General features: G+C 62.9%; 22 protein-coding genes. 4 read left to right on the top strand and 18 right to left on the bottom strand.

The annotated features are described in order from the left end of the window. Nucleotides 1–41: 41 nt before the first annotated feature. On the bottom strand, nt 42–812 hold the full coding sequence (locus JF616_16835; protein MBW8889424.1) for a cyclic nucleotide-binding domain-containing protein: 771 nt from the start codon (nt 810–812) through the stop codon (nt 42–44). Between the two features lie 427 nt (nt 813–1,239). On the opposite strand from JF616_16835, the gene JF616_16830 reads away from it, so the two are divergent. Then, nucleotides 1,240–2,757 (top strand): PQQ-dependent sugar dehydrogenase, encoded by a 1,518-nt coding sequence (locus JF616_16830; GenBank protein ID MBW8889423.1) that lies wholly within the window; start codon nt 1,240–1,242, stop codon nt 2,755–2,757. A 108-nt stretch (nt 2,758–2,865) separates the two neighbouring features. On the opposite strand, the gene JF616_16825 is transcribed toward JF616_16830, so the two are convergent. The 9 genes from JF616_16825 to JF616_16785 form a co-directional block, all read right to left on the bottom strand. Next, nucleotides 2,866–5,412, bottom strand: coding sequence for a cation-translocating P-type ATPase (locus JF616_16825; protein MBW8889422.1), 2,547 nt, complete (start codon nt 5,410–5,412; stop codon nt 2,866–2,868). 1 nt (nt 5,413) lies between these two features. After that, on the bottom strand, nt 5,414–5,890 hold the full coding sequence (locus JF616_16820) for a FixH family protein (GenBank protein ID MBW8889421.1): 477 nt from the start codon (nt 5,888–5,890) through the stop codon (nt 5,414–5,416). A gap of 10 nt (nt 5,891–5,900) precedes the next feature. Continuing rightward, a complete protein-coding gene (gene ccoG / locus JF616_16815; GenBank protein MBW8889420.1) occupies nt 5,901–7,259 on the bottom strand; it encodes a cytochrome c oxidase accessory protein CcoG in 1,359 nt (452 codons plus the stop codon). Between the two features lie 65 nt (nt 7,260–7,324). Continuing rightward, nucleotides 7,325–7,918: a c-type cytochrome gene (locus JF616_16810; protein ID MBW8889419.1), complete on the bottom strand. Its 594-nt coding sequence runs from the start codon at nt 7,916–7,918 to the stop codon at nt 7,325–7,327. A 1-nt stretch (nt 7,919) separates the two neighbouring features. Continuing rightward, entirely contained in the window at nt 7,920–8,114 is a 195-nt protein-coding gene (locus JF616_16805) for a hypothetical protein (protein MBW8889418.1), read from the bottom strand. Beyond that, nucleotides 8,111–10,321, bottom strand: coding sequence for a cytochrome-c oxidase, cbb3-type subunit I (ccoN, locus tag JF616_16800; GenBank protein MBW8889417.1), 2,211 nt, complete (start codon nt 10,319–10,321; stop codon nt 8,111–8,113). The genes JF616_16805 and ccoN overlap by 4 nt, the downstream gene beginning before the upstream one ends. Further along, a complete protein-coding gene (gene ccoS, locus JF616_16795) occupies nt 10,308–10,526 on the bottom strand; it encodes a cbb3-type cytochrome oxidase assembly protein CcoS (protein ID MBW8889416.1) in 219 nt (72 codons plus the stop codon). The genes ccoN and ccoS overlap by 14 nt, the downstream gene beginning before the upstream one ends. Continuing rightward, entirely contained in the window at nt 10,526–11,047 is a 522-nt protein-coding gene (locus tag JF616_16790) for a cytochrome c (GenBank protein ID MBW8889415.1), read from the bottom strand. The genes ccoS and JF616_16790 overlap by 1 nt, the downstream gene beginning before the upstream one ends. A gap of 69 nt (nt 11,048–11,116) precedes the next feature. Further along, nucleotides 11,117–11,824, bottom strand: a complete 708-nt coding sequence (locus tag JF616_16785) for a sulfite exporter TauE/SafE family protein (GenBank protein ID MBW8889414.1) — start codon at nt 11,822–11,824, stop codon at nt 11,117–11,119. A 203-nt stretch (nt 11,825–12,027) separates the two neighbouring features. On the opposite strand from JF616_16785, the gene hemN reads away from it, so the two are divergent. Continuing rightward, on the top strand, nt 12,028–13,419 hold the full coding sequence (gene hemN / locus JF616_16780; protein MBW8889413.1) for an oxygen-independent coproporphyrinogen III oxidase: 1,392 nt from the start codon (nt 12,028–12,030) through the stop codon (nt 13,417–13,419). A 10-nt stretch (nt 13,420–13,429) separates the two neighbouring features. Here hemN and JF616_16775 read toward each other — a convergent pair whose 3' ends face one another. The 8 genes from JF616_16775 to JF616_16740 form a co-directional block, all read right to left on the bottom strand. Continuing rightward, complete coding sequence (locus tag JF616_16775; protein MBW8889412.1) at nt 13,430–14,182, bottom strand: SOS response-associated peptidase family protein; 753 nt, start codon at nt 14,180–14,182, stop codon at nt 13,430–13,432. A 43-nt stretch (nt 14,183–14,225) separates the two neighbouring features. Next, the gene (locus JF616_16770; GenBank protein MBW8889411.1) at nt 14,226–15,593 is read right to left on the bottom strand and encodes an MBL fold metallo-hydrolase; all 1,368 of its coding nucleotides are present in this window, start codon (nt 15,591–15,593) and stop codon (nt 14,226–14,228) included. Nucleotides 15,594–15,603: 10 nt separating this feature from the next. Then, the gene (locus JF616_16765) at nt 15,604–16,338 is read right to left on the bottom strand and encodes a hypothetical protein (GenBank protein ID MBW8889410.1); all 735 of its coding nucleotides are present in this window, start codon (nt 16,336–16,338) and stop codon (nt 15,604–15,606) included. 19 nt (nt 16,339–16,357) lie between these two features. After that, entirely contained in the window at nt 16,358–17,206 is an 849-nt protein-coding gene (locus tag JF616_16760) for a sigma-70 family RNA polymerase sigma factor (protein ID MBW8889409.1), read from the bottom strand. Between the two features lie 186 nt (nt 17,207–17,392). After that, nucleotides 17,393–18,166: a TIGR00730 family Rossman fold protein gene (locus tag JF616_16755; protein ID MBW8889408.1), complete on the bottom strand. Its 774-nt coding sequence runs from the start codon at nt 18,164–18,166 to the stop codon at nt 17,393–17,395. A 94-nt stretch (nt 18,167–18,260) separates the two neighbouring features. Beyond that, a complete protein-coding gene (locus tag JF616_16750; GenBank protein MBW8889407.1) occupies nt 18,261–19,145 on the bottom strand; it encodes a glycoside hydrolase family 11 protein in 885 nt (294 codons plus the stop codon). A 268-nt stretch (nt 19,146–19,413) separates the two neighbouring features. Beyond that, nucleotides 19,414–19,809 carry a hypothetical protein gene (locus tag JF616_16745; GenBank protein ID MBW8889406.1) on the bottom strand — a complete coding sequence of 132 codons (396 nt, stop codon included), beginning with the start codon at nt 19,807–19,809 and terminating at the stop codon, nt 19,414–19,416. A 207-nt stretch (nt 19,810–20,016) separates the two neighbouring features. Then, nucleotides 20,017–20,538: a TlpA family protein disulfide reductase gene (locus JF616_16740; GenBank protein ID MBW8889405.1), complete on the bottom strand. Its 522-nt coding sequence runs from the start codon at nt 20,536–20,538 to the stop codon at nt 20,017–20,019. A gap of 83 nt (nt 20,539–20,621) precedes the next feature. Here JF616_16740 and mgtA point away from each other — a divergent pair, with 83 nt between their 5' ends. Together mgtA and JF616_16730 are read left to right on the top strand one after the other, a co-directional pair. Further along, complete coding sequence (gene mgtA / locus JF616_16735) at nt 20,622–23,183, top strand: magnesium-translocating P-type ATPase (protein ID MBW8889404.1); 2,562 nt, start codon at nt 20,622–20,624, stop codon at nt 23,181–23,183. A gap of 298 nt (nt 23,184–23,481) precedes the next feature. Further along, nucleotides 23,482–24,675, top strand: a complete 1,194-nt coding sequence (locus JF616_16730) for a hypothetical protein (GenBank protein ID MBW8889403.1) — start codon at nt 23,482–23,484, stop codon at nt 24,673–24,675. The last annotated feature ends 21 nt before the right edge of the window (nt 24,676–24,696 follow it).

The raw sequence follows: 24,696 nt of genomic DNA, 5'->3' as shown, positions 1-24,696 counted from the left end.
TGAGACGGGGCTTCCGGGGAGGCCCCCCGCGCGGGAAAAGGCTACCAGACCACCTTGATCTTATAGCTGTATGGCGAGCCTTCGGAACCCAACACCAGGATTCCTTCCTTCCCGTTGAAATAGACCGGGCCCGCCCCGTTGCGGCCGCCGATGCGTACGCCATCCACCGAAGCGCCCAGCTCGCTGCCGCGATCGACCACGCCTAAATGCATGCCGTCGAAGACGAGGGCGACATGGTGGCGCGCGATCTGGGCCGGCTCCCCATCGATCAGCTCCAGGTGATTGTATACGAAAGGATCATTGCTTTTGCGGCCGATCTTGAAGGGAAAGCCTTTGATAGGGAAAGGATTGTTCGGTATGGCCGCCATGGCCTCCGGGGTGAGACCTTCGATGCTGAATTTGGCATCCTTGTATTCGTCGTCCTTGAGATTAGCCGTCGTGGAGACCTGGCCGGCCCGGATCGGCATGGTCGCGATGATGCGGTTGGCCTCGCGCAAGCGATTGAAGATGCTTTTCATGAAGGTGGCGAAGATGGCCGGGTTCTCGCGGATGGCTGCGTACAGATCGTCACGATGGAACTCGCGAGTCGTGGTGGCTTCAATCGCGCGTACGCTGGCGCTGCGCGGGGAATCGTCCACCATGCTCATTTCGCCGAAGATATCGCCCGGCCCCAGGTGGGCAATATGGATTTGGCCGCCGGGAGCGATCTTGAACACCGCCACCTTCCCGGAGTCGATATAATAGGCCGCCTCTCCCGCATCGTTTTCGCTGATTATGAGTTCGCCTGGGGCGTATTCACGGATCTGGACCAAAAAGCGCCTCCATGGGAAAGGACCGGACGCCCCATTATCGCCCCGAACCCGGGATTTATGCAATCTCTTACCCCCGCTAGGGGATTTTCCTTCGCCTGGAACGGAAATCGATTCGCGGTGAAAATTTTCTTTCCCTGATGCGAAAAAAAGCAAGACCCGGATCAACCTAAATGTACGACACTGCCTTTTTGTGCCGATTCCGTACAAATCCTAAGTGCGAAGTTACCCTCGGCCAGGGTCGTTCGACGATATATTAGGCCAAACTCGGTTTTACAGGCCCATCCATTGGAAGGAGAGATTGATCATGGTATTGCAACGGGGGGGAGTTGTCCTTTTGATTGGATTGGCGGCCGCGGGGGTTCAGGCCGTCGATCTCGGAACTTATAATGGTTGTGCCGCGACGGATGCGCAATTTACGTCGAAGGTTTTGGCTACGACGCCTACGCCCCCGTCGTCGCAGGATCCGGGCGGCAATACCGTTCTGAAGATGGCCTTCGCGAAGCAAGCGGATGGTTCCGTAGACGTGTATTTCGTCCAGAAACGCGGGCCGGTTAAGCGCTACAACGCCAAAACCGGATCCACCGATTCTCTCGGATTCATCAATGCGGATTTCCGGCAGAACGAGTACGGCCTTTTGGGCATCGCGACTCGCAACGACTTCCTCACGAATCCTTGGATCTATTTCTACTACTCCTTCGCCGAAAGCGACAATTCTCTTACGCTGCGGATTTCCCGCATCAAGATGACCTCGGACATGTCGCATCTGGACATGACCACCGAGAAAGTCCTCATCAAGCAAAAGCGGGAGAGCGTGACCTGGCATACCGCCGGCGCCATGGAATTCGATTCGTACGATGATCTCTGGGTGACGGTGGGCGATAACCAGCAAACCGATCAGGGTCCCGGCAATACCGCCGATCTGCGCGGCGGGGTTATCCGCATCCATCCCGATGAATCGGCGAAAGGCTATTCCATTCCCGCCGGGAATTTTGGCGCCTACTTCCACGACAAGTATGCCGCGAGCGGCGACGCCACCCTCGCCGCCAAATTTGCGGACACCAGCATCGTGAAGCCGGAGATTTACATCAAGGGCACGCGTAACGCCTACACCATGTTCGTGGATCCCATTCGCCGTTGGGTCGCGTGGGGTGACGTAGGCCCCGACCAAGGCAGGGTCTCGGAAGAGTACAACCTCTTCAAGACCCCCGTCTTCGCGGGTTGGCCGTATTACGCCGGCGAAGAGGATATGTATAACATCGCCGCGTACGGGAACGCCGGGGCCATTTCGGCGGACAATCCCAAGACAGCCCCGCTGAACATCAAGAAGCTAGGCGTCGTGAATTTGCCGCCGGTTTCCGATCCCATCTTCGCCCGCAACGAGGCCTGCGCCATGGTCGGCCCTGTATTCCGGTATGACGGCAGGATCACCACTGCCGGCCAGATGCCCCCGCAGTTGGACGGCAAATGGCTCATCACGGGATGCGACGCCTATGGCTGGCATCTCATGACCCTGGATGCCAACGCTGAGAAGACCACCGCCAATACGGTCATCTGGGCTTCCATCCGGCCGACCACCATCGTGGACGTGAGGCAGGGACCGGACGGGATGATTTATTTCGTGGATTACGGCAAGGGCACCGTAAATCGGATCGAATATACCGGAACCTGTAAGGATCCGGCCCTGTTCCCGACGGCGCTCGCGCCCGCCGCGACGCCTTCCCGTGCCGATTGGCTTTCCTTCGATCGCCGCTCCCTTTCCATCTCCGCGCCGGGCGCCCATCGCGCCGAGTTCCTGGACATCCAGGGCCGCGTGGTGGCGAGCTTCTCGGCGACCGGCCCGGCGACCCATGCCATGCCGCAATTGCCGGCGGCCGGGATCTATCGCCTCCGCGTGCGGACTACGCAGGGCGAGGTGGTCGCGACCGTTCCCTGGATCGGCCGCTAGGCCGGATTCGGCTTTTTCCGCGGAAGGGAATGAATCCTTCCGCGCGTTATGGAAAAGACCCGTGTTCGCCGCGAGCGGACGCGGGTCTTTTCTTTTGGGGCCGGGTTTTCAGGGGCGGCGCGGAATCGTGAGCCAGGCGATTAGGCACAGGGAAAGTCCGCTGATCGGCATCAGCACGGCGGCGAAGAGCGGCGTTACCCAACCGGCCAGGGCCGCCGCGATGGCGCCCGCGTTGTAGAGGCCGGACGCCCAATAACCGCGGCGCACGCCGCGGGCCACGCCATCCGAGAGGGCGAAGAGGGAGGCCAAAGCCATGGGGCGATCCCCGGTCGAGAGGATATCGACCCCCGGCAGGCGATCGGCGGCCCCGCCGGCCACGGCCATGGCCAAATCGCTGGAGCCGAACAAAAGGCTGTCGTTGAAGCCGTCGCCCACCGAGAGCGAACGCCCGTAACGCCGGCGGTACTCCTGCGCCGCCGCGCGCTTGGCCTCGGGGGCCAGCGAAGCCCGCCATTCCCCGATCCCGCAAGCCTCTGCGAAGGCGCGCACCTTGTCCGGATTGTCCCCGGAGAGCAGGGCCACCGCCAGGCCCCTTGCTTTCAGGGCCGCAATCAGGCGGGCGGCTTCCGGCTTGATTTCCTCGGTGAAGCGGATCAGGGCGGCCAAGGTCCCGTCGATGAGAACGCAGGCGTCGGCGGCGGGCAGGGGCGAAGCGGGTGCGGGATAACCGTGTTCCGCGAAGGGGCCGGCCTCGTTCCAGGCTCCGTATTTGCAAAGGCACACTTCGCGCTCGCGGCCGTCGGGACCGGGCACGCGGGCGACCACGCCGAAATGCGCGAGCTCGCGCGCGGAGAGCGCCCGCAAGCCGTCCATGGGCATTATTTCCAGGGCCGCCTGCACCGACAGGCTCACGGGATGCAAGGAGCCGGCGGTCGCGGCGCGCACGCACAGTAGGGCGGCCTCTTGCAACGAGGCATCGTCCTTCCAAGCGCCCAGCCAATCCCAGCCGGCCACGGTGCGGCGGGTGAACGTCAGGGTGCCGGTCTTATCGAAAAGGACGCAGCCGACGCCGCGCAAGGCTTCCAGGGCGGCCTGGGCGCGGAAGTGGAAGCCCAAGGCGCGGGCGCGCTTGAGCCCCAGTCCGCGGTTGATGGGCACGGCGAGGGCCAGGGCGCATGCGCAGGAAACGATGAACACGCTGGCGGCGGACTCCAGGGCGGCGGGCGGGCCGGATCGCCAGTGCAGGCAGAAGGCGGCCAGGGCGCAGGCGGCGACGGCCCAAGTGAAGCGCTTGGCGACCGCTCCCGAGCCGTCGGGTACGGCTCCGCGGCCGGCGGAAAGGGCGGCGAGATCGCGGCGCAACCCGGCGATGCGCGTCTGCCCGCCCGGAGCCGTCAGCAGTAACACGGTGCGGCCTTTCAAATTCAGGTAGCCGGCCAGGACGCGTTCGCCGCGGCATATGCGCCGGGCCCGGCTTTCGCCCGTCAAAAGGCTCGTGTCCATCCAGGCCTCGTCGGCGGCGAGAATTCCGTCTACGGGAGCGTATTCGCCCGCCCCGACTTCGACGCTTTCGCCCGCGCGGGCCTCCGCGGCCGGTACGCGCACGGGTTCGCCTCCGCGGCGCACGGTGACGTAACCGGGAGCGAGGCGCTCGAACCAACGGCCTTCCAGGGCCAGTCCGGCCTCGAAGCGGCGGACCGCCCAGCGCCCGGCCAACAGGAAGAAGACGAGGCCGGCCAGGGAATCGGAGAAGTTGCCCCCGCGCCCGGTCCAGGCGGCATGGGCCGAGGCCGCAAAGGCGGTCAGTATTCCCAGTGTTACGGTAACATCCACGTTAAAACGACGCGCCCGCCAGGCGCGCCAAGCCCCTTGGTAGAAGGGTTGCGCGCCATAGGCTACGGCCGGCAATGCCACCGCGAAGCCGGCCCAGCCGAAGGCGCGGATCCAGCCCGGGGCCATTCCGCGCGGCAGGCCGGCATATACCGCCGCCGCGAAGGCCATCGAGTTCATGAAGCAGAACGCCGAAACGGCGATGCGGTACAAGAGCGAACGATCGGGCTTCGGCTTGGCTTCGCTTTCCCCGTCCACCGGCTCCAGGCGATAGCCGAAACGGGCCAAGCCTTCCAGCAGGGCGCGCAAAGAGGTTTGGTCCGCATCGTATTCGAGGTAGGCTTCGCCATGCAGGAAATCGACTTCGTAGGCGGCCACGCCCGGGCTTTCGCGCAGCAGGGCCTCGACCAGGAAGCCGCAGCCGGCGCAGGTGACGTCGCGCGCGCGCAAATTCACCGCATGCTTGCGCCCTTCCCAGCGTCCCAAGCCCGCCAGCAGAACGGGATCGTCCAAGGCGTCCAAGCGCGTACGGTAGGCTTCCCCGATCCAGGCGCGCGGGGCGCGCTTCCCGCCCTGGCCCATCAGCTCCCGGTAAGGCGCCCAGCGTTCGGCGGCGAGGATGGCGTTCACTTCGCGGCAGCCCTCGCAGCAGAAGGCTTCGCCTTCCGGGCCAACGAGATCGGTCCGCAGCAGGATTTGGCCGCAATGGGCGCAAGCGCCTTTGTTCGCGAAGCCGGGATTAGGGCCGGCGGCCGCCGTCGGTAACCCGGACGGGGCCTCGTCCGGCCGCTGGCCCCCGAACGGGGTCGTGGCCGGGGACGCCATATCAGCCTTCCGTCAGATTCAGGGAGACTTCGCGCACGTCCACGCCATCGCGATCCCATACCACGGTGGCGATCCAACGGCCGCGGCGCAGGGCCGGGGCGGCGACCTTCCAGGCTTCCCGACCGGCCTCCGCGGGAACGCGCTGCAAACGGACTTCGCGATCGGCGCTGACGTCGTCGGGCCGGTAGAGGCGCAAGCGGCAACCGGTAGCGGGCGCCGGGCCGGCGGCGTTTTCCAACTTCCAATCGGCCCCTTCGCGATGGAAATTAACCGGGGTATTCCCGGAGTTGAGCGCGATGACGCTGTCTTGCTTGAGGCCGGCGGCGTAATAGTCGTCGCGGACCAGATCGTGGCGGCCGTTCGAGAGCCAGACGAAAATCCCGTTGGCGATCCCGACCACGACCATGAAAAGGGCGAGGACGATCATCCATGCGGGCATGCCTCGGGAGGAAGCCGGAGGGATGGCGGTGGTCGTCATGATGATCCTTTCAGCGGCCCCAAGGGCCGGCCAGCCCCACGGGTATGGCTTGGTCCAGGCCTTCGCCGCGCAACGCCAGCACGGCGTCCTTGCGGCCGCGATTGAAGGCGGAAATGGGCACGGTGATGTCGATGGGGATGGTCGCGGTCGCTCCCCCGGCGATGGCGAATTCACGACCATCCCAATTGGTGGTCCCCGGGACCGCCCCGTCCCAGCCGATGCGCACGACGCGGCGCTGCGAACCGTTGTTGCGCAAGAACAGGGTGTAGATGTTGCGGACCGAATCGGCGGCGGCCTTTTCGTAAGGCGATTGGCCCCGGCGGACCAGATCGGCGGCGATGGCGGGCCGGTGGGCCAGCAGGAGCAGGCATACCGTCCCCATCAACAAGGACAATCCGCCATAGGCGACCAGGCGCAGGTGGGCTCCGGTGGGCTTGCCTTGCAACTGGTTCAAGGAAGCGTAGCGGACCAGGCCGGCGGGCTTTTTCCAGGCCGCCATGGTCTGATCGCAGGCGTCGATGCAGCGCGCGCAACCGATGCATTCCAATTGGCTTCCTTGGCGGATGTCGATGCCGGTGGGACAGACCAGCACGCACTGACGGCAATCGGTGCAATCGCCTAGGCCGTCCCGTATGCCTTGCGGCCCCTTTCCGCGCGGCTCTCCGCGCTTTTCGTCGTAGGCGATGGTGGATGTGCTCTCGTCGAACAGCACCGATTGGAAGCGGGCGTAAGGGCAGAGTATGATGCAAGCCTGCTCTTTGAAGTAGGTGAACACGTAGAAGAAGGCGGCCGTGAAGGCCAATACCAGGGTCAACCCCGGGAAATTGGCCGCGGAAGGATGCCGGATGGCCCACATGAGGCTGTCCATGCCCCAGAAGTAAGCCAAGGCGGTATTGGCCACCCACCAGGAAATCCCCAGGAAGATTCCCAACTTCATGGCCTTACGCCATACCAGATCGAAACTGATGCCGTTCGCGTCCCGCTTCTTGCGGACCGAGGCCTTGCCTTCGATAAGGCGCTCGATGGGCCCGAACAGGAATTGCAGGAACACCGTCTGGGGGCAGGCCCAACCGCACCATAAGCGGCCGAAGCGGGCGGTGGTCCCGACCGCGATCAACAGCATAGCGAGGATGCCGGGCAGGAAGAGCGGGATATCCTTGGGCCAGAAGTAATGGCCCAGCAGCATGAGCCTGCGGCCGAACCAGTCGATCTCGAAGAGAGGTTCGCCGCGCCAATGGATCCAAGGCACCCCGAGGTAGACCGCCAAAAGGACCCACGCCAGGGCCCGCCGGGCGCGGATAAAGCGCCCTTTCACCTCGCGGGGATAAATCCACACCCGACCGCCTTCGGCCGAGATGGTGCCTTGCATTTCCCCTATCCGGTAGCCGGACTTGGTGGGTTTCGGGTCTTTCGGACCCGATGGCGCGGGAGTGATCACTGCTCTTGGACTCCTTGAGGCGCTTTGGGATTGGCGACGTTGCGGCCGCGCAGGGTCAGGACATAGGCGGCCGCCAGCCGTACCTTCTCGGCCCCGAGCACGTTCTTCCAGGCGGGCATGCCCTTGTCCGGATAACCGTGGGTGACCGAGGCCAGGATCAATTCCGGGCTGCCGCCGTGCAACCAGAAGTTGTCGGTGAGATTGGGGCCTACGATGCCTTGGCCTTGATCGCCGTGGCAGGCCACGCAATTGGCCTTGAATACCGCCTCGCCGCCCGAGATGGACCCCGGCGCCTTCATGAACTCCAGCAACTCATCCTTGCTCACCTCCGTGACGGGACGGGAATGATGCGCTTCCTCTTCCATGCGGACCGCGGCCAGGTAGTCCCCGCCGCTGGCGCTGAGGTTCTGGCCCACGCCCCCGGCTTCGGACAAGGCAGCTCCGTAACCGAGGCGGTACGGGAAGTAGAGTCCCGCGAAAAGGATGCAACCGTAGAACATGTACAGGAACCAGCCCGGGAGCGGGTTGTCGTATTCGCGGATGCCATCGTTGTCCTGGTGCGTTTCCAGGAGTTGATCTTTCTCTTCCATGCTACCCCTCCTCGCCTTCGCCGGCGTGTTTCGCGTCATCGTTCTCCAGGGCCATGCGGGCCATGCGACCATAAATCGGGGTCGAGCCGGGGCGGTACAACCAAAGCAGCATCAATCCGCAGGAAGTGAGGAAGATGATGAAAGAGAGGATGGGCCAGAGCGTGAGCCCGGCCCCTTCCATGACTTGGCGGATCATTGTCCGGCTCCTTTGCTGACGGTGCCGGCGACTTGCGACGGCCCCGCGGTTACTGCGTTATCTGTCGGCGCAGGCGTCACCGCGCCCACCTCGGGCCCTTGGGCGGCGGCTTCGCGCCATTTGATATCGGTGCCGAGCCTCTGCAGGTAGGCGATCAAGGCGATGACATCCTTGTCTTCCATGCCCGTCACCCCGTCCTTGGCGAGATCATCGGAAATGGCCTTGGCCTGCGCTTGCGCGAGGGCCTGGCAATCCTTCACCATCGATTCGGGATAGGGTACGCCCAATTGGCGCATGACCTTGATCTTGGTGGGCGTGAGGGAAAGGTCGAGCTTCCGGTCCAGCAGGAACCGGTACGAGGGCATGATCGATCCGGGCGATGTCAGGCGCGGATCGTCGAGGTGGCGCAAATGCCACATGTTGTTGTACTTCCCGCCCACGCGGTGGAGATCGGGCCCGGTGCGCCGGCTGCCCCATTGGAACGGATGGTCATAGACGAATTCGCCGGGCTTGGAATAGTCGCCGTAGCGGGCCACCTCATCGCGGAAGGGTCGCACCATCTGGGAATGGCAATTGTAGCAGCCTTCGCGCACGTAAATGTCGCGGCCTTCCAATTCGAGCGGCGTATAAGGCTTGACCGCGGTGATGGTGGGCACGTTGGATTCGATCAGGAAGGTGGGGACCATTTCCACGATGCCGCCGATGGCTATCACGATGGTGGTCAGCACGCACATGGCCAGGGGGTTGCCCTCCAGCACGGCATGCAGGTACTTGGCCGGGGCATGGGCGATCGGGGCGTCCGGCACGTCCACTTCCTCGTCCCGGAATGCCGGGGCCACTTGGATGGTGCGGATGACGTTATAGACCATGATGAGGAGGCCGCCCAGGTAAAGCATGCCTCCGAAGGCGCGGATCCAATACAGCGGATTGATCTTGGTCACGATTTCCAGGAAGTTCGGGTAGGCCAAAAGCCCTTCGGAAGTGAATTCCTTCCACATCAGGCCTTCGGTGACGCCGGCGATCCACATGGAGACGACGTAGAACATGATGCCGGTAAAGGCGGTCCAGAAGTGGACGTTGGCCAGGCCCCAGCTATGCAGGGGAACGCGCCACAAGCGGGGCACCAGCCAATAAATCATGCCGAAGGTGATCAGGCCCACCCAGCCGATGGCCCCCGAATGGACGTGGCCGATGGTCCAGTTGGTGTAATGGGAAAGGGCGTTCACCGACTTGATCGACATGAGCGGGCCTTCGAAGGTGGACATGCCGTAGAAGGTGATGGCGGCCGCGAAGAACTTGAGGATGGGATCGGTGCGCAGCTTATGCCAGGCCCCGCGCAGGGTGAGCAGGCCGTTGATCATGCCGCCCCACGAGGGCGCCAGCAACATCACGGAGAACACCATCCCCAGGTTCTGGGCCCAATCCGGCAGGGCCGTGTAATGCAGATGGTGGGGGCCGGCCCAGATGTAGAGGAACACCAAGGCCCAGAAATGCATGACCGAAAGCCGGTAGCTGTATACGGGCCGGTCCGCCGCCTTGGGCACGAAGTAATACATCATCCCAAGGAAAGGGGTGGTCAGGAAGAAGCCCACCGCGTTATGCCCGTACCACCATTGCACCAGCGCGTCCTGCACGCCCGCGTAAAGGGGATAGCTCTTGGTGAGGGAAACCGGGATGGCCAGGCCGTTCACGATGTGGAGTACGGCGATGGTGAGGATGGTGCCGATATAGAACCAGAGGGCGACGTACAAATGCTTCACGCGCCGGCGGGCCACGGTCCCGAAGAAGTTGACGGCGAAGAGAACCCATACGAGCGCCAGGATCACGTCCGCCGACCATTCCAGCTCGGCGTATTCCTTGCCTTGGGTGATGCCGAACAGGAAGCCTACGCCTCCCACCAGGATTAATAGTTGCCAGGCCCAGAAGTGGATGCGCGAAATCACGTCGCTGAACATGCGCGCCTTTAGCAGGCGCTGGGTGGAGTAATATACGCCGCAAAAAATGGCGTTCCCGCCGAAGGCGAAGATCACCGCGTTGGTATGGAAAGGGCGCAAGCGCCCGAAGTTGATGTGGGGATCGAAGTTGAATTTCCAATTGGATAGCTCGAGCGCCAGCAAGAGCCCGGCCGACATGCCGATCACTCCCCAGCCCAGGCAGGCCAGCAGGAACATGCGCACTATCTTATCGTCGTACTTAACCTTGATCATCGATTTTCCTCGCGAGGATGGCGGGTTGGGCGGGTTGCGGAAGGGCTGCCGACGGCGCGGATTCGGGCGCGCCATCGAAAAGGATGCGCCAGCGCGGGCTTTCCAGATCATCGAACTGGCCGCCGCGGATGGACGCCAGGCACAAGAAGACGAAGGCGATCGCCAACGTCAGGGATACGGGGATGAGAACCAGGAAGACGGACATCAGCGCTTCTCCGGCTTCCAGGCGCCGGCCAAGGCTTCATCGATGGGTTTGAATTTTCCCGACACGCCGGGCAGGCTGCCCAGGTAATGCACCAAGGCCCAGCGATCTTGTACCGAAAGGTTGTTCGCGAAGCCGACCATGGCCGTGCCCGGGCTGCCCTCCGCCAAGGTCTTATAGATGTCCATGGGCTCGCGGCTACGCGTCCAGCGCGCGTTCGGATCGGTGAAGTCGCGCGGATGCGGGGTAAGCGCCGCCGCGGCCGCGCCTTTGCCGTCGGCGTTGGGGCCGTGGCAGGCCACGCAGTTGGCCTGGAAAAGCTGCTTGCCATGCTCCACGTCGGCATCCGATCCCATGACCGTGGCTTTGTAATCGATCGCGATGGTGGCGACCGCCTGGGTCTTGGGATAAGCGATGGCCGCCGTGGCCTCGCCGCTGCTATGCCCGAGCAGAAGCGCGCAGGGCGCCCCGATGCCGAGGATCCCGGCGATGACGAGGAATTCCATTGTCCGTTTGTTATCCATGCCTTGCTCCTGCTCTCCGATCCGTCTTTTCGTCTTGCCTTTTTGCCTTATTAACCAAGTCGCCGTGCCTTAATGGCAGGCCGCCGTGCCTAAGGCGGCGAGCGCGTACACCCGCCATGCCGAAAGCCCCAGAAAAACCGCGCCTAAGCCGCCGCGATACCATCCGCGGGCGCGCATGGGGATGGAAAGCGAACCGCGTGCCATAACGCCGAAGACAGGCAAGGTCGATATTCCCAATGCGATCATCCCCGCTCCCGCCGCGAGGGGCCGCCCCATCCCCAGGCCCCAGAGCAGCACCGCATGGGTGCTGGGGCAAGGCAATAGGCAAGCCGCGAAGCCGGCGGAGAAAAGCGCGGTCCTGCCTCCGCCGCGCGCCGACAAGCCGCGGAACATGCGGGCCGGGAAGAGGCGGCCCAGCAATTTCTCGGCGTTGAGGCCCTTCGGCGTCCATCCCAATAACCCGAGCCCGAACAGGGCATAGGCGAATGCCAGCGCGATGCCCGCCGCATTCTTGAAGCCTTGCGAGGAAAGGGAGGAAAGCGCTCCGCCGGCGGCGCCTACCGTAACACCCAAGATACCGTAACCCAGGATGCGTCCGGCATGGTAGGCCCAGGGGGAGCGGCCTTGCGGGGACCGCGAGGCCAGGAACAGGTGGATGGGCCCGCACATGCCCGCGCAATGCGTGAAGGAGCTCCCGAGGCCCACGGCCACGGGGAAAAGGGCGCCGCCCCAAATGCCGGCGGCGGGAAGGGCGGAAAAGAAATGCGCGATGTCCATAATGCGATCCTCGATGTCTGGATGAGAAATTACCGTCCGGAGGGCCCGTTTTTCAGGTCTGAAGATTTGCCATTATGCCAGGCCCCCTTGTCAAAAAGTCCCGCGTGGCACAGGCAGTCCGGCTGATTTCGGGCCGTCGCATTCGATTACCGCGCGCTCACGGGTTCTCCCTTCCCGGCATGCCCTTTGCGTTTCGTCCCCTCATGATCCAGGCACGCTCCCTCTCCGTTGAAGACATATCCAAGTACGATCGTCCCGCCCCGCGCTATACGTCGTACCCGCCGGCCACCTCGTTCGTCCCGTACGACTCGCCCGCGCGCTACGCCGCGCTGTTGGCCGATTCCGATCGGCGCGGCCCGGCCCACGTCTCTCTCTACTTCCACATCCCTTTCTGCCCGCATCGCTGCCTGTTCTGCGGATGCCATACCGAGATCGGGACGCCCGCGGGGCAGGTGCACGACTACCTGGACGCGATCGGCGAGGAGATGGACGCGATGGCGCGCCATGTGGATCCCCGCCGCAAGGTGACCCAAGTGCATTTCGGGGGCGGCACGCCCAACGCCATGCCCCTCGATCGTCTGCGCGACATGATGGATCGCGTACGGCGCCAATGGTTCCTGGCCCCGGACGCGGAGATCGCCGCGGAATGCGATCCCAGCCTGCTCAACCCTGCGCGCATCCGGGAGATGGCCGCCATGGGATTCAACCGGCTATCCTTCGGGGTGCAGGATTTCCGGCTCGAAGTATTGCAAGCGGTGGAGCGGCGCGTCCCCCGCATTCCTATCGCCGAGTTGGTGGCGGTCGCCCACGATGCCGGCATCGCCAGCGTGAACCTTGATCTCATCTACGGGCTTCCTCATCAGACGCCGGACTCCTTCGAGTCCACCTTGGAGACCGCCGTGGCCGCGGGAGCGGACCGGGTATCCGTCTTCGGGTACGCCCACGTTCCCTGGGTCAAAGGCCATCAGAGTCAGCTTGAGAAATACCCCATGCCGGACGCGCATATGCGCCTGGAAATCGCCTTGGCCACCCGGCGTTTTTTCAAGGACGCGGGTTTCGAGTCCATCGGCATGGACCATTTCGTGAAAACCACCGATGAGCTGGCGCGCGCCAAGGCCGCCGGCCAACTGCAACGGAATTTCCAAGGCTATAGTTCGCGCCGCCACACCGGCCAGGTCTACGCTTTCGGCGCTTCGGCGATTTCGCAATTCGCGCGCGGTTACGGCCAGAACCTGAAGGGCCTGGACGAATACCTGCGCGCGGTGGAAGCCAAGCAGTTCCCGCTGGAGAAGACCTATTTCATGGAGGAGCAGGACGTTCTCGTAAAGGCTTGCATCGACGCGCTCATGTGCTACGGCCGGGTCGATTTCGCCACCGCCTGCGACGATGTCGATCTCACGCCCCAAGCCATCGGGGAATACATCCAGGGCTGCCGGGCGCGCATCGAGCCGATGCTGGGCGAAGGCTGGGTCTCCTGGGAAAACGGGGTGCTGAAGCTTTCCGAAGAGGGATGGTTGTTCGTACGCCAGGCCGCCGCGGCCCTCGATCCGCTCACCGCCCAGGGAACGGTCGGGCGGTTTTCCAAGGCTATCTAAGGACTACGGGCTAGAAAAGGGAGGTCTGCTGCGCCTCTCCGGGCTTTTTTCCCGGGGCAGGCGGCGCGATTTCTTCCAACCGCATGCCTTCGGAGGGATGGAGGCGGATCATCTTCATGGCTTCTTCCGGCGACGTTTCCGGATTGAGCCATTTCCCGACCTGATCGGGATCCAGTATCAAAGGGCAGCGTTCATGCCAGATGGACCGCAAGAGCGGGTTGCCGGCGGAATCGACGGTGATGATGGAGAAGGACTCCAGGTTTTCGCCTTCGCGGTTCCGCCAGGCGTCCCAGATCCCAGCCAGGATCATCGGGCCCGAGGAGAGAATGCGGAAATCGCGGCCCCGGAATTCCTCCGGGGCCCCATCCATGTTCGGTCTTTCGCGGAAGGCGCTGACGGGCACGATCATGCGCTTCGATTCGAGCCACGGCCCCCGAAAGGCCGGCCGCTCCAACAGGGATTCCGAACGGGCATTGTAACTGCTGAAGCCGTCGCCCCCTTGCTTGCGCGAGCGTTTCCGTTTCAACATGGCTTCCAAGGGCAGGTCTTCCTTCCTGAGGTAGAAGCGCGGCACCAGATCGAAACGCATCCCGGCCGGCGCGACGCCTAGATCGGTCCAACGGAAGATATTCGCCCGGTCGCCGGGGAATACTTCTTCCGGCGCCTGGATACGGCCCTCTTTCAGAAGTTGATCGAGGACCTTGCGGGGAAGCCAGGTAATGGCTCCGGAAGGATCCTGGACGGGAGTGAAGGAGTAGCACACGCGTTTATGGTAGCCCGTTCGCGGGATCCCTGCAACCGATCGATCAGGTTTCCGGAACCGGTTCCGCGGTTTCCTCCAGAGCCGGAACGCGCGCGTTCCAGCCCAGCTCGGCGGCGATGCGCCCGCGCAAGGCTTCGGACGCCCCCGGCTCCCCGTGGGTGACGAATATCCGTTCCGGCGGGCGGGGGGCGGTTTTCAGCCAGGCCAGGATCTCATCCGCATCGGCATGAGCCGAAGCGTTGGGCAGAATGGCGATCTCCGCGTTCACGGGAACCTGTTCCCCGAAGATCTTGATGCTCTTCGCCCCGTGGGCCAACTGGGCGCCGCGCGTGCCTTCGGCCTGGAAACCGGCCAGAAGCACGGCGTTTTCGGGATGCGGGGCGAAGGCCCGTAAATGGTGCAGGATGCGGCCCCCCGTAGCCATGCCGCTGGCGCTGATCAGGATCATGGGGCCTTTACGGGCGGAAAGCCGCTTCGATTCTTCCGGGGTTTGCACGTAGTTGGCGGACCCGAATACTTCCCGGGCCAGTTCCGACCCCAATTTATGGTCGGCGGGATGCCGCATGTAAAGGTGGGTCACGTCGGTGGCCATGGGGCTGTCGACGAAAACGGGAGCGGCGGGCAATTTGCCGGCCTTGCGCAAGCGCCACAGGAGATGGAGGATGGTTTGCGTGCGCCCCACGGCGAAGGAGGGAACGAGCAGTACTCCCCCGCGGGCGAAGACCTTCCGCGCCAGGTCCGCCAGGGCGTCGGCCGGATCGATTTGCGCATGGCGGCGATCCCCATAGGTCGACTCCACCACCATCCAATCGGCGGCCGGGCAGGGAGCGGGCGGGGGAAGGATGGGGTCATTCGGCCGGCCCAGATCCCCGGAGAAAAGCACGGTCCTGCCGCCTCGCTCCACCAACACCGAAGCCGCGCCCAGGATATGTCCCGCCTTGCGGAAGCGGATCACCCATCCTTCGGGGAGGCGTACGGGATTCTCCCAATCCGCCGGTTGGAAGCGGGAGTCGCAGGCGCGCGCCTGCCCTATCGTATACAACGGTAGCGGCGGATTATGCTTGGACCAACCGTGCCGCGCGGCATGCTTGGCTTCTTCTTCCTGCAAGGCGGCGCTGTCCAGAAGCAGGATGCGGGCCAGGTCGCGGGTGGCCGCGGTGCAATGCACCCGGCCAGGGAACCCTTGCGCGACCAGCCGCGGTAGGTAACCGGAATGATCGAGGTGCGCGTGGGTCAGGACGACCGCTCCTATGGATGCGGGATCGAAAGGGAGCGGCGCCCGGTTTCTCAAGCGCAGTTGCTTAAGTCCCTGGAACAGGCCGCAATCGATCAGGAGACGGGCTGCCCCGTCCTGCAAAAGGTATTTGGAGCCCGTGACCGTGCCCGCGCCTCCCAGGAAGGTCAGTCGCAAGTTATCCCCTTCATGGGTTGCGTTGCAACAAGGACGCTTCCATCACCAGCGCCCTCGGGAACAGGATTTCGCATTCCATGTAGACGTGCGCCTTGAGGCGGGCCTCGTAACCTTGCATGGCGGAAAGGGCGCTCTTGGCCGTCGCCAGATGCAAGGCGTCGGAAACCAAACCGCGCAGGCGCTCGGAGAGATCGGTCACGATTTGGTGGAAACGATGTTCAGGCTCCTGGAGCTGCCGGGAACTGAACATGCCGATCGATCCTTTGAATACCTCAGGATAAAGTTCGGGATGGCGCAGGCTGGCTTCGGTGCGTAGGATCTTGGGGAAGAGGAATTCCTCTTCTTCTTCCATATGCCAGGAGAACTCCTGGCGGAAGGCGGTGAACTCCCCGAGGAGCGACTGCAAGGCCGCTTGCCCCGCGGGGAAATCCATACGCAAGGATTCCAACAGGCGATGGACCTCGGGCAAATCGCGCGCCCGGAAGCCGCGATGCCCGGTGGTCAGGTGATCGATCAGGCAGAAGAGGGGGAGGTTGGGCCAATCCTGGCGAGCCTGGTTTTCGGGCATGCCCGCCAGGCGATGCTGTACCGTATTGGCGTCCAGCCCCGACTCGCGGCAGAACTCCGACAGGGTCAGATCCATCCTGTCCCAAAAGGTTCCGCCCGCCATGTCTTCCAATATCTCGATGCCCAGGGGGCGGCTGCGGATGAGTTCGCGCAAGGTCAAGGTTGCGATGGGATTCATGGGTTTCCTCTTCCGGTCTCTAGATGCCGATCGTGGCGCACGGGTATTTGGCATTGAGCATGAGGAGCACCTTGAGCTTGCCGATGGCCTTTTCCTTGATCTGGCGCACCCGCTCCTTGGAGAGCCCCAGGCGGCGCGCCATCTGCGGCAGGTTCCAGGCCTCGCCGTGGCGCAATCCGAAGTAGAGATCGAGCACTTCGCGCTCGCGCGCGCTAAGCCCCTTGAGCAGTTGATCCATGGCCCGCTTGGCGTGGAAGCGTTCCGTGAAGGCCTCCATCGAATCGGAAGCGCCGCCTTCCAGGCCTTCCGGCAGGCTTTCCAGGGAGATGGAATGATCGAGCAAACGCAGGTAGGACCGGATGCTCCCGGCTTGCATTCCCGTCTCCAGTTCCATCTCTTCCACCGAGGGTTCGCGTCCCAGCCTTTGGGCCAGCTTGCGGGAGGCGGAAGTCAATTGCCGCATGCGTCCGGTTGTGGACGTGGAAAGCCGGACCGACCGCGATTGATCGGACAGGGCGGTCACCACCGCTTGGCGGATCCACCATACGGCATAAGAGATGAAGCGGCAGTCCCGCTTCTCGTCGAAACGCTGGGCCGCCCGGATGAGCCCCAAGTTGCCTTCGCTGATCAAATCGATCAAAGGCAGGCCGCGATTTTCGTATTGGCGGCAAACCGCCACCACGAACTTGAGATTGGCTTGCACCAACTCATTGACGGCTCGCCGGTCGCCTTCCTGGATCCGCTTGGCCAACTCCTTTTCCTGCTTCGAAGAAAGCTTGCCGGTGTCCTTGATGTCGTGGAAATAGGCGATTAACGGATCGGCTTCGGTAAAGAGGGCGGCGCTACGGCGGGCGGATTCTCGGTTCATGGTGGATTCCCTTCTCGGCAGGATAGAAAGCAAGCGCCGCGCCATGATGCCGGCAGGCGCGGACCATTCGCATTAGCGGTTTCCCTATCCGCCAAGGAAGGCGGATCCGCGACTAATTGACAGGCTTGCTGTCAAAATGGCCGTTTCCGAGGAGGGTAGGATTCAAGGGGAAGGTCCTTTTTCCCATCAGGTAGCCACGGATTCGGCGATATCCGGGCCCCCTTCGCCCTGGGAGATCGGCAAGGCCTCTTGCAATAGGCGCAAGGCTTCCTTGGGATCATCGGCGAATCGCATCAGGGCGGCGTCCCGCGGGGAGATCATCCCGTGCTTGACCAAGGCGTCGAAGTTGATGATCTCCCGCCAATATTCCGAGCCGTACAGGATCACGAGAACGGAGCGATCGAGCTTGCCGGTCTGCGAGAGGGTCAAGGTCTCGAACAATTCGTCCAGGGTGCCGAATCCGCCCGGGAACACCACCATGGCCCGGGCCAGATGGGTGAACCACAATTTGCGCATGAAGAAGTAGTGGAATTCGAACCCCAGGCCGGGAGTGATATAGGCATTGGGACGCTGCTCATGGGGCAGGCCGATGTTGAGTCCGATGGTGCGACCGCCGGCTTCGGCCGCGCCGCGATTGGCGGCTTCCATGATCCCGCCGCCGCCGCCCGAGCAGACCAAGAAGCGTTCCGACACGTCGGAAACCTCCTTGGACCAAGTAGTAACGAGCCGCGCCAGTTCGCGTGCATCCTGGTAATACCGCGCGAAAGGTCCCTCCTCGCCTTGCCGCGCCGATCCGAAGAATACGATGGTGTCGCGCACCCTATGCTCGTGGAAGGCGGCGAGCGGGGCGAGGTATTCGGAGAGGATGCGCACGGCGCGGGCATCTTCGCCGCCGAGAAAGGCGGGGTCCTGGTAGGCTTTCATGGCCGATAAGGTAGGCAACGGGCGTGCCAAGGTCATCCTTTCCGCCGGCGGGCCGGATTCGTGACGGCTTGACAGGGTTCGCGGCAACTTTGGCAGCGCCTGAAGGCGCAACCGCGATTCCGTCCGATCCTTACTGCAGTAGGATCTTGTGGGTTTCGGAAGCGACGCCGGTCCCTTGGAAACGCAGCAGATACAAGCCCTTCGGCAAGCCCCGCGTCGAAAGGATGGCGGGCTTCGAAACGCTCTGCCGCATGGAACCGATCACCGTCCCATTCAAGGACAGGAGGGAAAGCTCGCCGCTCTTGCCATTGCCCAAGGAGACCTCGCCGCCCCGTGCGAATTCAGGCGCGCTTCCGCGCGCGGGAGAGATCGAGGTCGTTCCCGAGGTCATATTCCCTACCGAGTAATCGATGCTTCCGGAACCTCCGCCCGCTTCGATGAGCAGTTTGGCTTCGTACATCTTCCCCAGATCCATGCCCAGGCTTTTCCATTCTTTATAGTGCTCGGAAATCGAAATGTGCCCGCACTGGCGGGGCGTTTGCCGGATGCTGAAAAATTGGTTGAACGTGGTCGTCCCATGGATGGACGGTTGATTGACTTGCTGATGGGTGTAGACCTTGTAAGTTCCGCTATCCACGGAAAAGGTGCCTTTCAGCGCTCCGCCGCCCGTCGGAGCGGATCCCGAGCCGAACCAGTCATCGACGATGTAATACTCGATGAGCGGATTGTTCGACCACCCGTAAATCCCGATGAAGGAATAGCCGCCGGCGGTTCCCGTTTTCGTGTAGGCGTAGTCGGCGGAGACGGTTCCGAACTGGTCGTAGGTTTTGGTCTCGTCCCATTGGAATCCCATGCGGGCCAGGAAATCCCCCGCATTCGCCCAGGTCGCCTTGAAGGCGGCCGTATTCCCCGAAGGGGTGATGCATCCGCCGCTTCCGCTGGACCAAATCGACCAACCGATGCTCCCGACCTTGCCGGTCAGATTCGATGAACAATGCTGGGTCCCGGGAGTCAACGCCGGGCCGGTTGGACAGGATTGCGCCGTAGCCGAATTCGTTGCGAGTAAGGCCGTAATCAGGGGCGCGGCGGCAAAAGCCCGGATTCCACGATAGTTGGTAAGCATGTCATGGCAATGTACCGGACCCGATTATGCCGTGCACGGCCTTTCGCAAGAATATTAGGGATTCCGGATAATCGCGCCTCAAGGAACCTTAAGCTGGGCGGGAGGGCCGTAGTACCGCGTCTAATTGCCGCGGTACTACGGGGAAAAAATACCGGAGGGCTTAAGGGTTTTCCTTCTTCTCTTCCTTCAACTCCTTTTTGTCTTCCTGCTTTTCGTGGCGATCCTTCTTCAAGGACTTGCGATCCTTGTGGAGCTTCCGCTCATCCTGGTGGGTCGCGCCGGTATCGGCGGCGAGCTTCTCTTTGTCCGCATCGACCTGGGCCGGCGTACCCGTGGCTTCATCATGCTTCAGTTCCTTCTTGTCCGCATGATCCTCCTTCTTGTCGGCGGCAATCTCGGACTTATCCTTCTTGATATGCTTCTTGTCCTTATGGATGGCGGCGCTGTCGTGCTTGAGCTCCTTCTTCTCCTGGGCTACGCCGGCGGAATCGGCGGCGAAGAGGAGGCCGGCGGAAAGGGCGATAATCGCGGTCGGCAGGATGAACGTCTTCTTCATGAAATCTCCTTGTTATGCTGTGCGCTTATCCGGTTGCCCGGATGATGCCTACCACAAGTGCAAGGAGCGTGCCCGCGGCCTTCGCCGTGAAATCAGGTAATTCGGGCGGTTTCCCCGGCGGAGCGGAACCGAAAAGCCTAATTGGGATGGCGTGCTATACGAAAACGTGAATAGTGGGCTCGATAGCGCGAGTAGCGGACATCCGCATCATTTGGGTGGAGCGGGGATTTCGCTTTTCTTGACCTCGGAACCGGAGCCCGATGCTTCCAGGCGTTTCTTGAAATCCTGATAGTGGTTCGAAAATCCTTCCATGACGATCTCCCCTTGCGGGGAAATCAACAAGTTGGTAGGGAATTTCCGGATGCCGAAAATCCTTTCGACTTGGTCGTCCAATTGCAACTGGGTCCAATCGGCGCCGTTTTCCTTAAGAAGCTTTTTCGCCTTCGCCATGTTCGCCGTTTTAAGGAATCCGATGATGCGAAGCCCGCTGCCGGAATATTTCATTTCCTGCCTCACCAGGAAAGGCAGTTCTTCCTGGCACTTGGCGCACCATTCCCCCCAGAAGTTGAGGAGCAGATACCTTCCCTGCAAGGAGGCCATGGGAACGGAATCGTCCGTAATCGTCTTCAGTTTCAATTTCCAGAATACGGGATCCACTTTGGGAAAGGATTCGCTTGGCATGGCCGGCGCGGAAGCCAGGCAGAACGCGAGGATGAAGGCGAGTCTCATGATCAATCCCCCCGATACTAGGCGCTAGCCATCAATAACATAGATTCAATCCGATGCGGCGATGATATGCCATCGGGGGGATCATGGATCTAGGGACGAAACGAGACTCGGATCCCATCGCGGCCCGTAACGGATTGCCGGAACCATTCTGGAGCCTGGAGGAATCCAGGCTCTTCCCATTATTGGGATCAGGACCGGAAGGCTTGTCCGATGCCGAAGCGGCCCGGCGCGCGGTCCACGTGCGTCCGGCCATGGCCGCGGGCCACCGATTACGGATCCTTGCGGCATTGCTGTGGTCCCAATTCCGCAGTCCGATAACCCTTCTCATGCTTTTCGGCGCTTGCTTATCCATGATCCTGGGCGATCTCGCCGAGGGCGGCATCCTGCTCGGGATCGTAATCGTGGCGGGGGCGCTGGGCTTTTGGCAAGAGAAGCGCGCCTCCGACACCTTGACCCGCCTGATGGGGATGCTGCAGTTGAAGGTCAAGGTGCGCCGGGGCGGGCGGATGGCGGAAGTTCCTTTGGGTGCGGTCGTCGCGGGCGATATCGTTTCCCTGGAAGCGGGATCGGCCGTACCCGGGGATGGGCGCATTCTATCAGCCAATGGGCTCTATGTCGATGAGTCCGCCTTGACGGGAGAATCCTTTCCCGCGGAAAAGCATCCCGGCCCGTCCGCTGCCGGCGTTCCCTTACATGAGCGCTCCGGTTCGGTGTTCTTCGGGACGCATGTCGTGAGCGGGAGCGCGACGTTGGTCATGGTCGCGGTGGGGGAGAGTACCGTTTTCGGCGAGATGTCGCGCGGCTTGGCGCGGCCCGCGCCGGAAACGGCTTTCGAACGCGGCACGCGCCGGTTCGGGTATTTGTTGCTCGAATTCGGAATGGCGCTGTCCATCCTGATCTTCGCCGGCAACCTCCTGTTCCATCGGCCCTGGCTCGACTCCCTGCTCTTCACCCTGGCCTTGGCCGTGGGCCTCACCCCCCAATTGCTTCCCGCCATCCAAAGCATCACCCTGGCGCGCGGCGCCGGGCGCATGTCGAAACGGGAAGTGTTGGTGCGACGGCTTTCGGTTATCGAGGATATCGGGGGGATGGAGATCCTGTGCACCGATAAGACCGGAACCTTGACCCGCGGCGTTGCGGGATTGGAAGCGGTAGAGGATGCTTTCGGATCGGCGGCCCCCAAGCTGAGCCTATACGCTTATCTGAACGCCTCGCTGCAATCGGGGTACGCGAATCCCATAGATGCCATGCTCCGATCCGTTCCGATGCCCGGCGCCGACGGCTATGCCAAGCGCGACGAGATCCCGTACGACTTCTCCCGCAAGCTGCTGAGCGTGGCCGTGGACGGCCCCGAGGGCGGCGTCCTCATCACCAAGGGGGCGCTGGACCGCGTCCTCGCCGCCTGCGCATGGGCGGAATCGGCCGATGGCCGGGTATCTTCCCTGGACCAATCACGGGTCGGCATCCTGCGAAGGGCGGAGGAGTTGGGGCGGCAGGGGTGCCGGTGCTTGGGGGTGGCTTGGCGCAAGGTGGAACAGAAAGACGCCTCGTTGCAAGAGACCGGAATGGCATTCCTGGGCATCTTGGCGTTCCGGGACCCCCTCAAGCCGGATGCCGCGGAAAGCCTGGGCGAGATACGAAGTTTGGGAATAGACGTGAAGATGATCACGGGAGACAATCGCGTGGTGGCGGCCTATATCGCGCGCGAGGCCGGGATGCTACCCGACCGGATCCTTACCGGCGAGGAAATGGCGCGGCTGAGCCCGGCCGGATTGGCGCGGCGGGCCGCGCGTACCGAAGTCTTCGCCGAAATGGATCCAGGGCAGAAGGAACGCGTCATCCTGGCGCTCAAGGCCCATGGCCGATCCGTGGGCTATCTGGGGGACGGCATCAACGATGCGGCCGCCTTGCACGCTGCCGATGTGGGGATATCGGTGGAGGGCGCCTCCGACGTGACCCGGCAGGCCGCCGACCTGGTCTTATTGCGGAAGGATCTGAAGGTGCTCGCCGAGGGCGTGCGCGAGGGGCGGCGCGCTTTCGCGAATACCCTGAAGTACGTCTTCATCACCTCCAGCGCCAATCTCGGCAATATGGTCTCCATGGCGGGGGCGTCGCTGTTCACCGTTTTCCTGCCCATGCTGCCAAAGCAGATCCTCTTCCTCAACCTGCTCAGCGATCTTCCTGCCATGGCCATCGCCTCGGATCGACTCGATCCCGAAATGGTCCTCCGCCCACGGCATTGGGACAACCGCGCCATCCAGCGCTTCATGATCGTTTTCGGCCTCATCAGTTCCTGCTTCGATTTCCTCACCTTCGGATCGCTCATCGCCATGCATGTCTCCCCCGCGGTGTTCCGCACGGCCTGGTTCATGGAGTCCTTGCTTTCCGAGGTCTTCGTCTTGCTCATCATCCGCACCCGGCGCTGGTCCATCCGCAGCCGACCGGGCGGCGCCTTGGCCGCCTTGAGCCTGGCTGTCGCCCTATTCGCCGTCGTCCTGCCTTGGCTTCCCGGCGCGGTCTGGATGGGCTTCGCGCCGCTTCCCTGGAGCGTCATCGCCTTGTTGGCCGCCATCCTGCTGGCGTACTGCCTGGCTTCCGAAGCCGCCAAGCGGCCTTTCTACTCAGGTTCCCGAAATAGTTCGTAGAGGGAGCCCGTTCGGTCCGGGAGATCCCGCGTCGGTCGCGTACCCGCGTGCCTCGCGGCCCCGCGGCTTCCGCGGCCCCGCGGCTTCCGCGGCCCCGCGGCTTCCGCGGCCCCTGTCGCGCCAAATTGATCAGGCTTCTGCCAAGTAGGCAAGCGCCCGGCGCCGGGAGATTTCCGGCCGGGGAATCCAGCCTGATTCGCGCGGGGTTCCAGTCCGATCGGGCCCGCAGCATCCCTGCCGGCCGTGGCCCGCCTCTTGCTTTTAATGAGGGTGATACCATTCCCGAAGGAGCGTCACCATGTCCCTCACCTTGTCCCGCCTACCCCTCCTCACCCGTTTAGATGGCAATGATACGGCCTTCCTGGCCTCGTCGGGGGCCGGTTGGAGACTGTCTTTGTATCTGCCCTTCGACAAGAATTGGCGCGAATCCGTGGAAGAGAAAATCCAATTGCGTGATCTGCGTCGCGAAGCCAAGCGCGCATTGGAAGAGCGCGGAGCGTCGGTATTGGTCCAAGAAAACCTGCTGTCGCCCATCGATGCGCTCCTGTCCGAGCCCGATGCCGCGCGATTGGCAGGCGAAGGCTTGGCGCTCTTCTCTTCCGGGGAACGCACCCTCGCCCTTCTCTTGCCCAAAGCCCCGTCCCCGCGGGCCGCTATCGATACCCGTTTCCGGCTCGACGGGGTCCTGTCGCAAGTGTATGGTCGCGATCGCTTCCATCTGCTGGCCTTGAGCCAACATGCCGTCCAGCTATGGGACTGCGACGGGGTGGCCATGCGCTCCATCCCCTTGGATGGAATCGATACGGACATCCGCCAGACCCGGCACTTCGAGCAGGCGGAACGCCAGGAATCGGTACATACCAACTCTTCCGGGCATCATGGCCATGGCAGAGGCGATTCGGCCCATTTCGCCTCGGGCCCGGGCGATGGCAAGGAAGCCAAGAAGGAAATCGAGGTCTTCTTCCGCCAGATCGATCACGGCATCCGCGCGCGCCTGCCCGCCGACGGCCGGCCTCTGCTGCTGGCCGGGGTCGCCTACCTATTGCCCATTTTCCGGCGGGTGAATACCTGCGCCAACCTGATCGATGAGGAATTGCCCGGGAACGCCGATTCCCTGGGCTCCCAGGAAGATTTGCATGCGCGCGCCAATGCCTTGATGGCCGAAAGGGAACGCGCGGATCGGAACCATGCCATGGGCTTGTTCGTGGAGAATCTGGCGCGCGCCCGATCCTCCGCGGGCTACTCCGACGTGGTACCTTGCGCCTTCCAGCGCCGCCTCACCCATCTCTTCCTGGCCAGCGGCCGCGGTCAATGGGGAGCCTTGGTTCCCGCCACCGGGGCGGTCCGGATGTATGACGCGTACGAAGCGGGCGCCGAGGATTTGGACAACCTGGCTTGCGCATACGCCATCCAGAGCCATGCCAAGGTCTACGCCTTCCCGCCGAACGAGATGCCCAAAGGGATGGACATCGCGGCGCTGTTCCGGGGCTGAGGGAAGATATGTTGGAAGGAG

The sequence above is a fragment of the Fibrobacterota bacterium genome, assembly GCA_019509785.1.
Classification (GTDB): domain Bacteria; phylum Fibrobacterota; class Fibrobacteria; order UBA11236; family UBA11236; genus Chersky-265.
The sequence above is the reverse complement of the archived record's forward strand: the minus strand, read 5'-3'. Positions and strand labels throughout refer to the sequence as shown.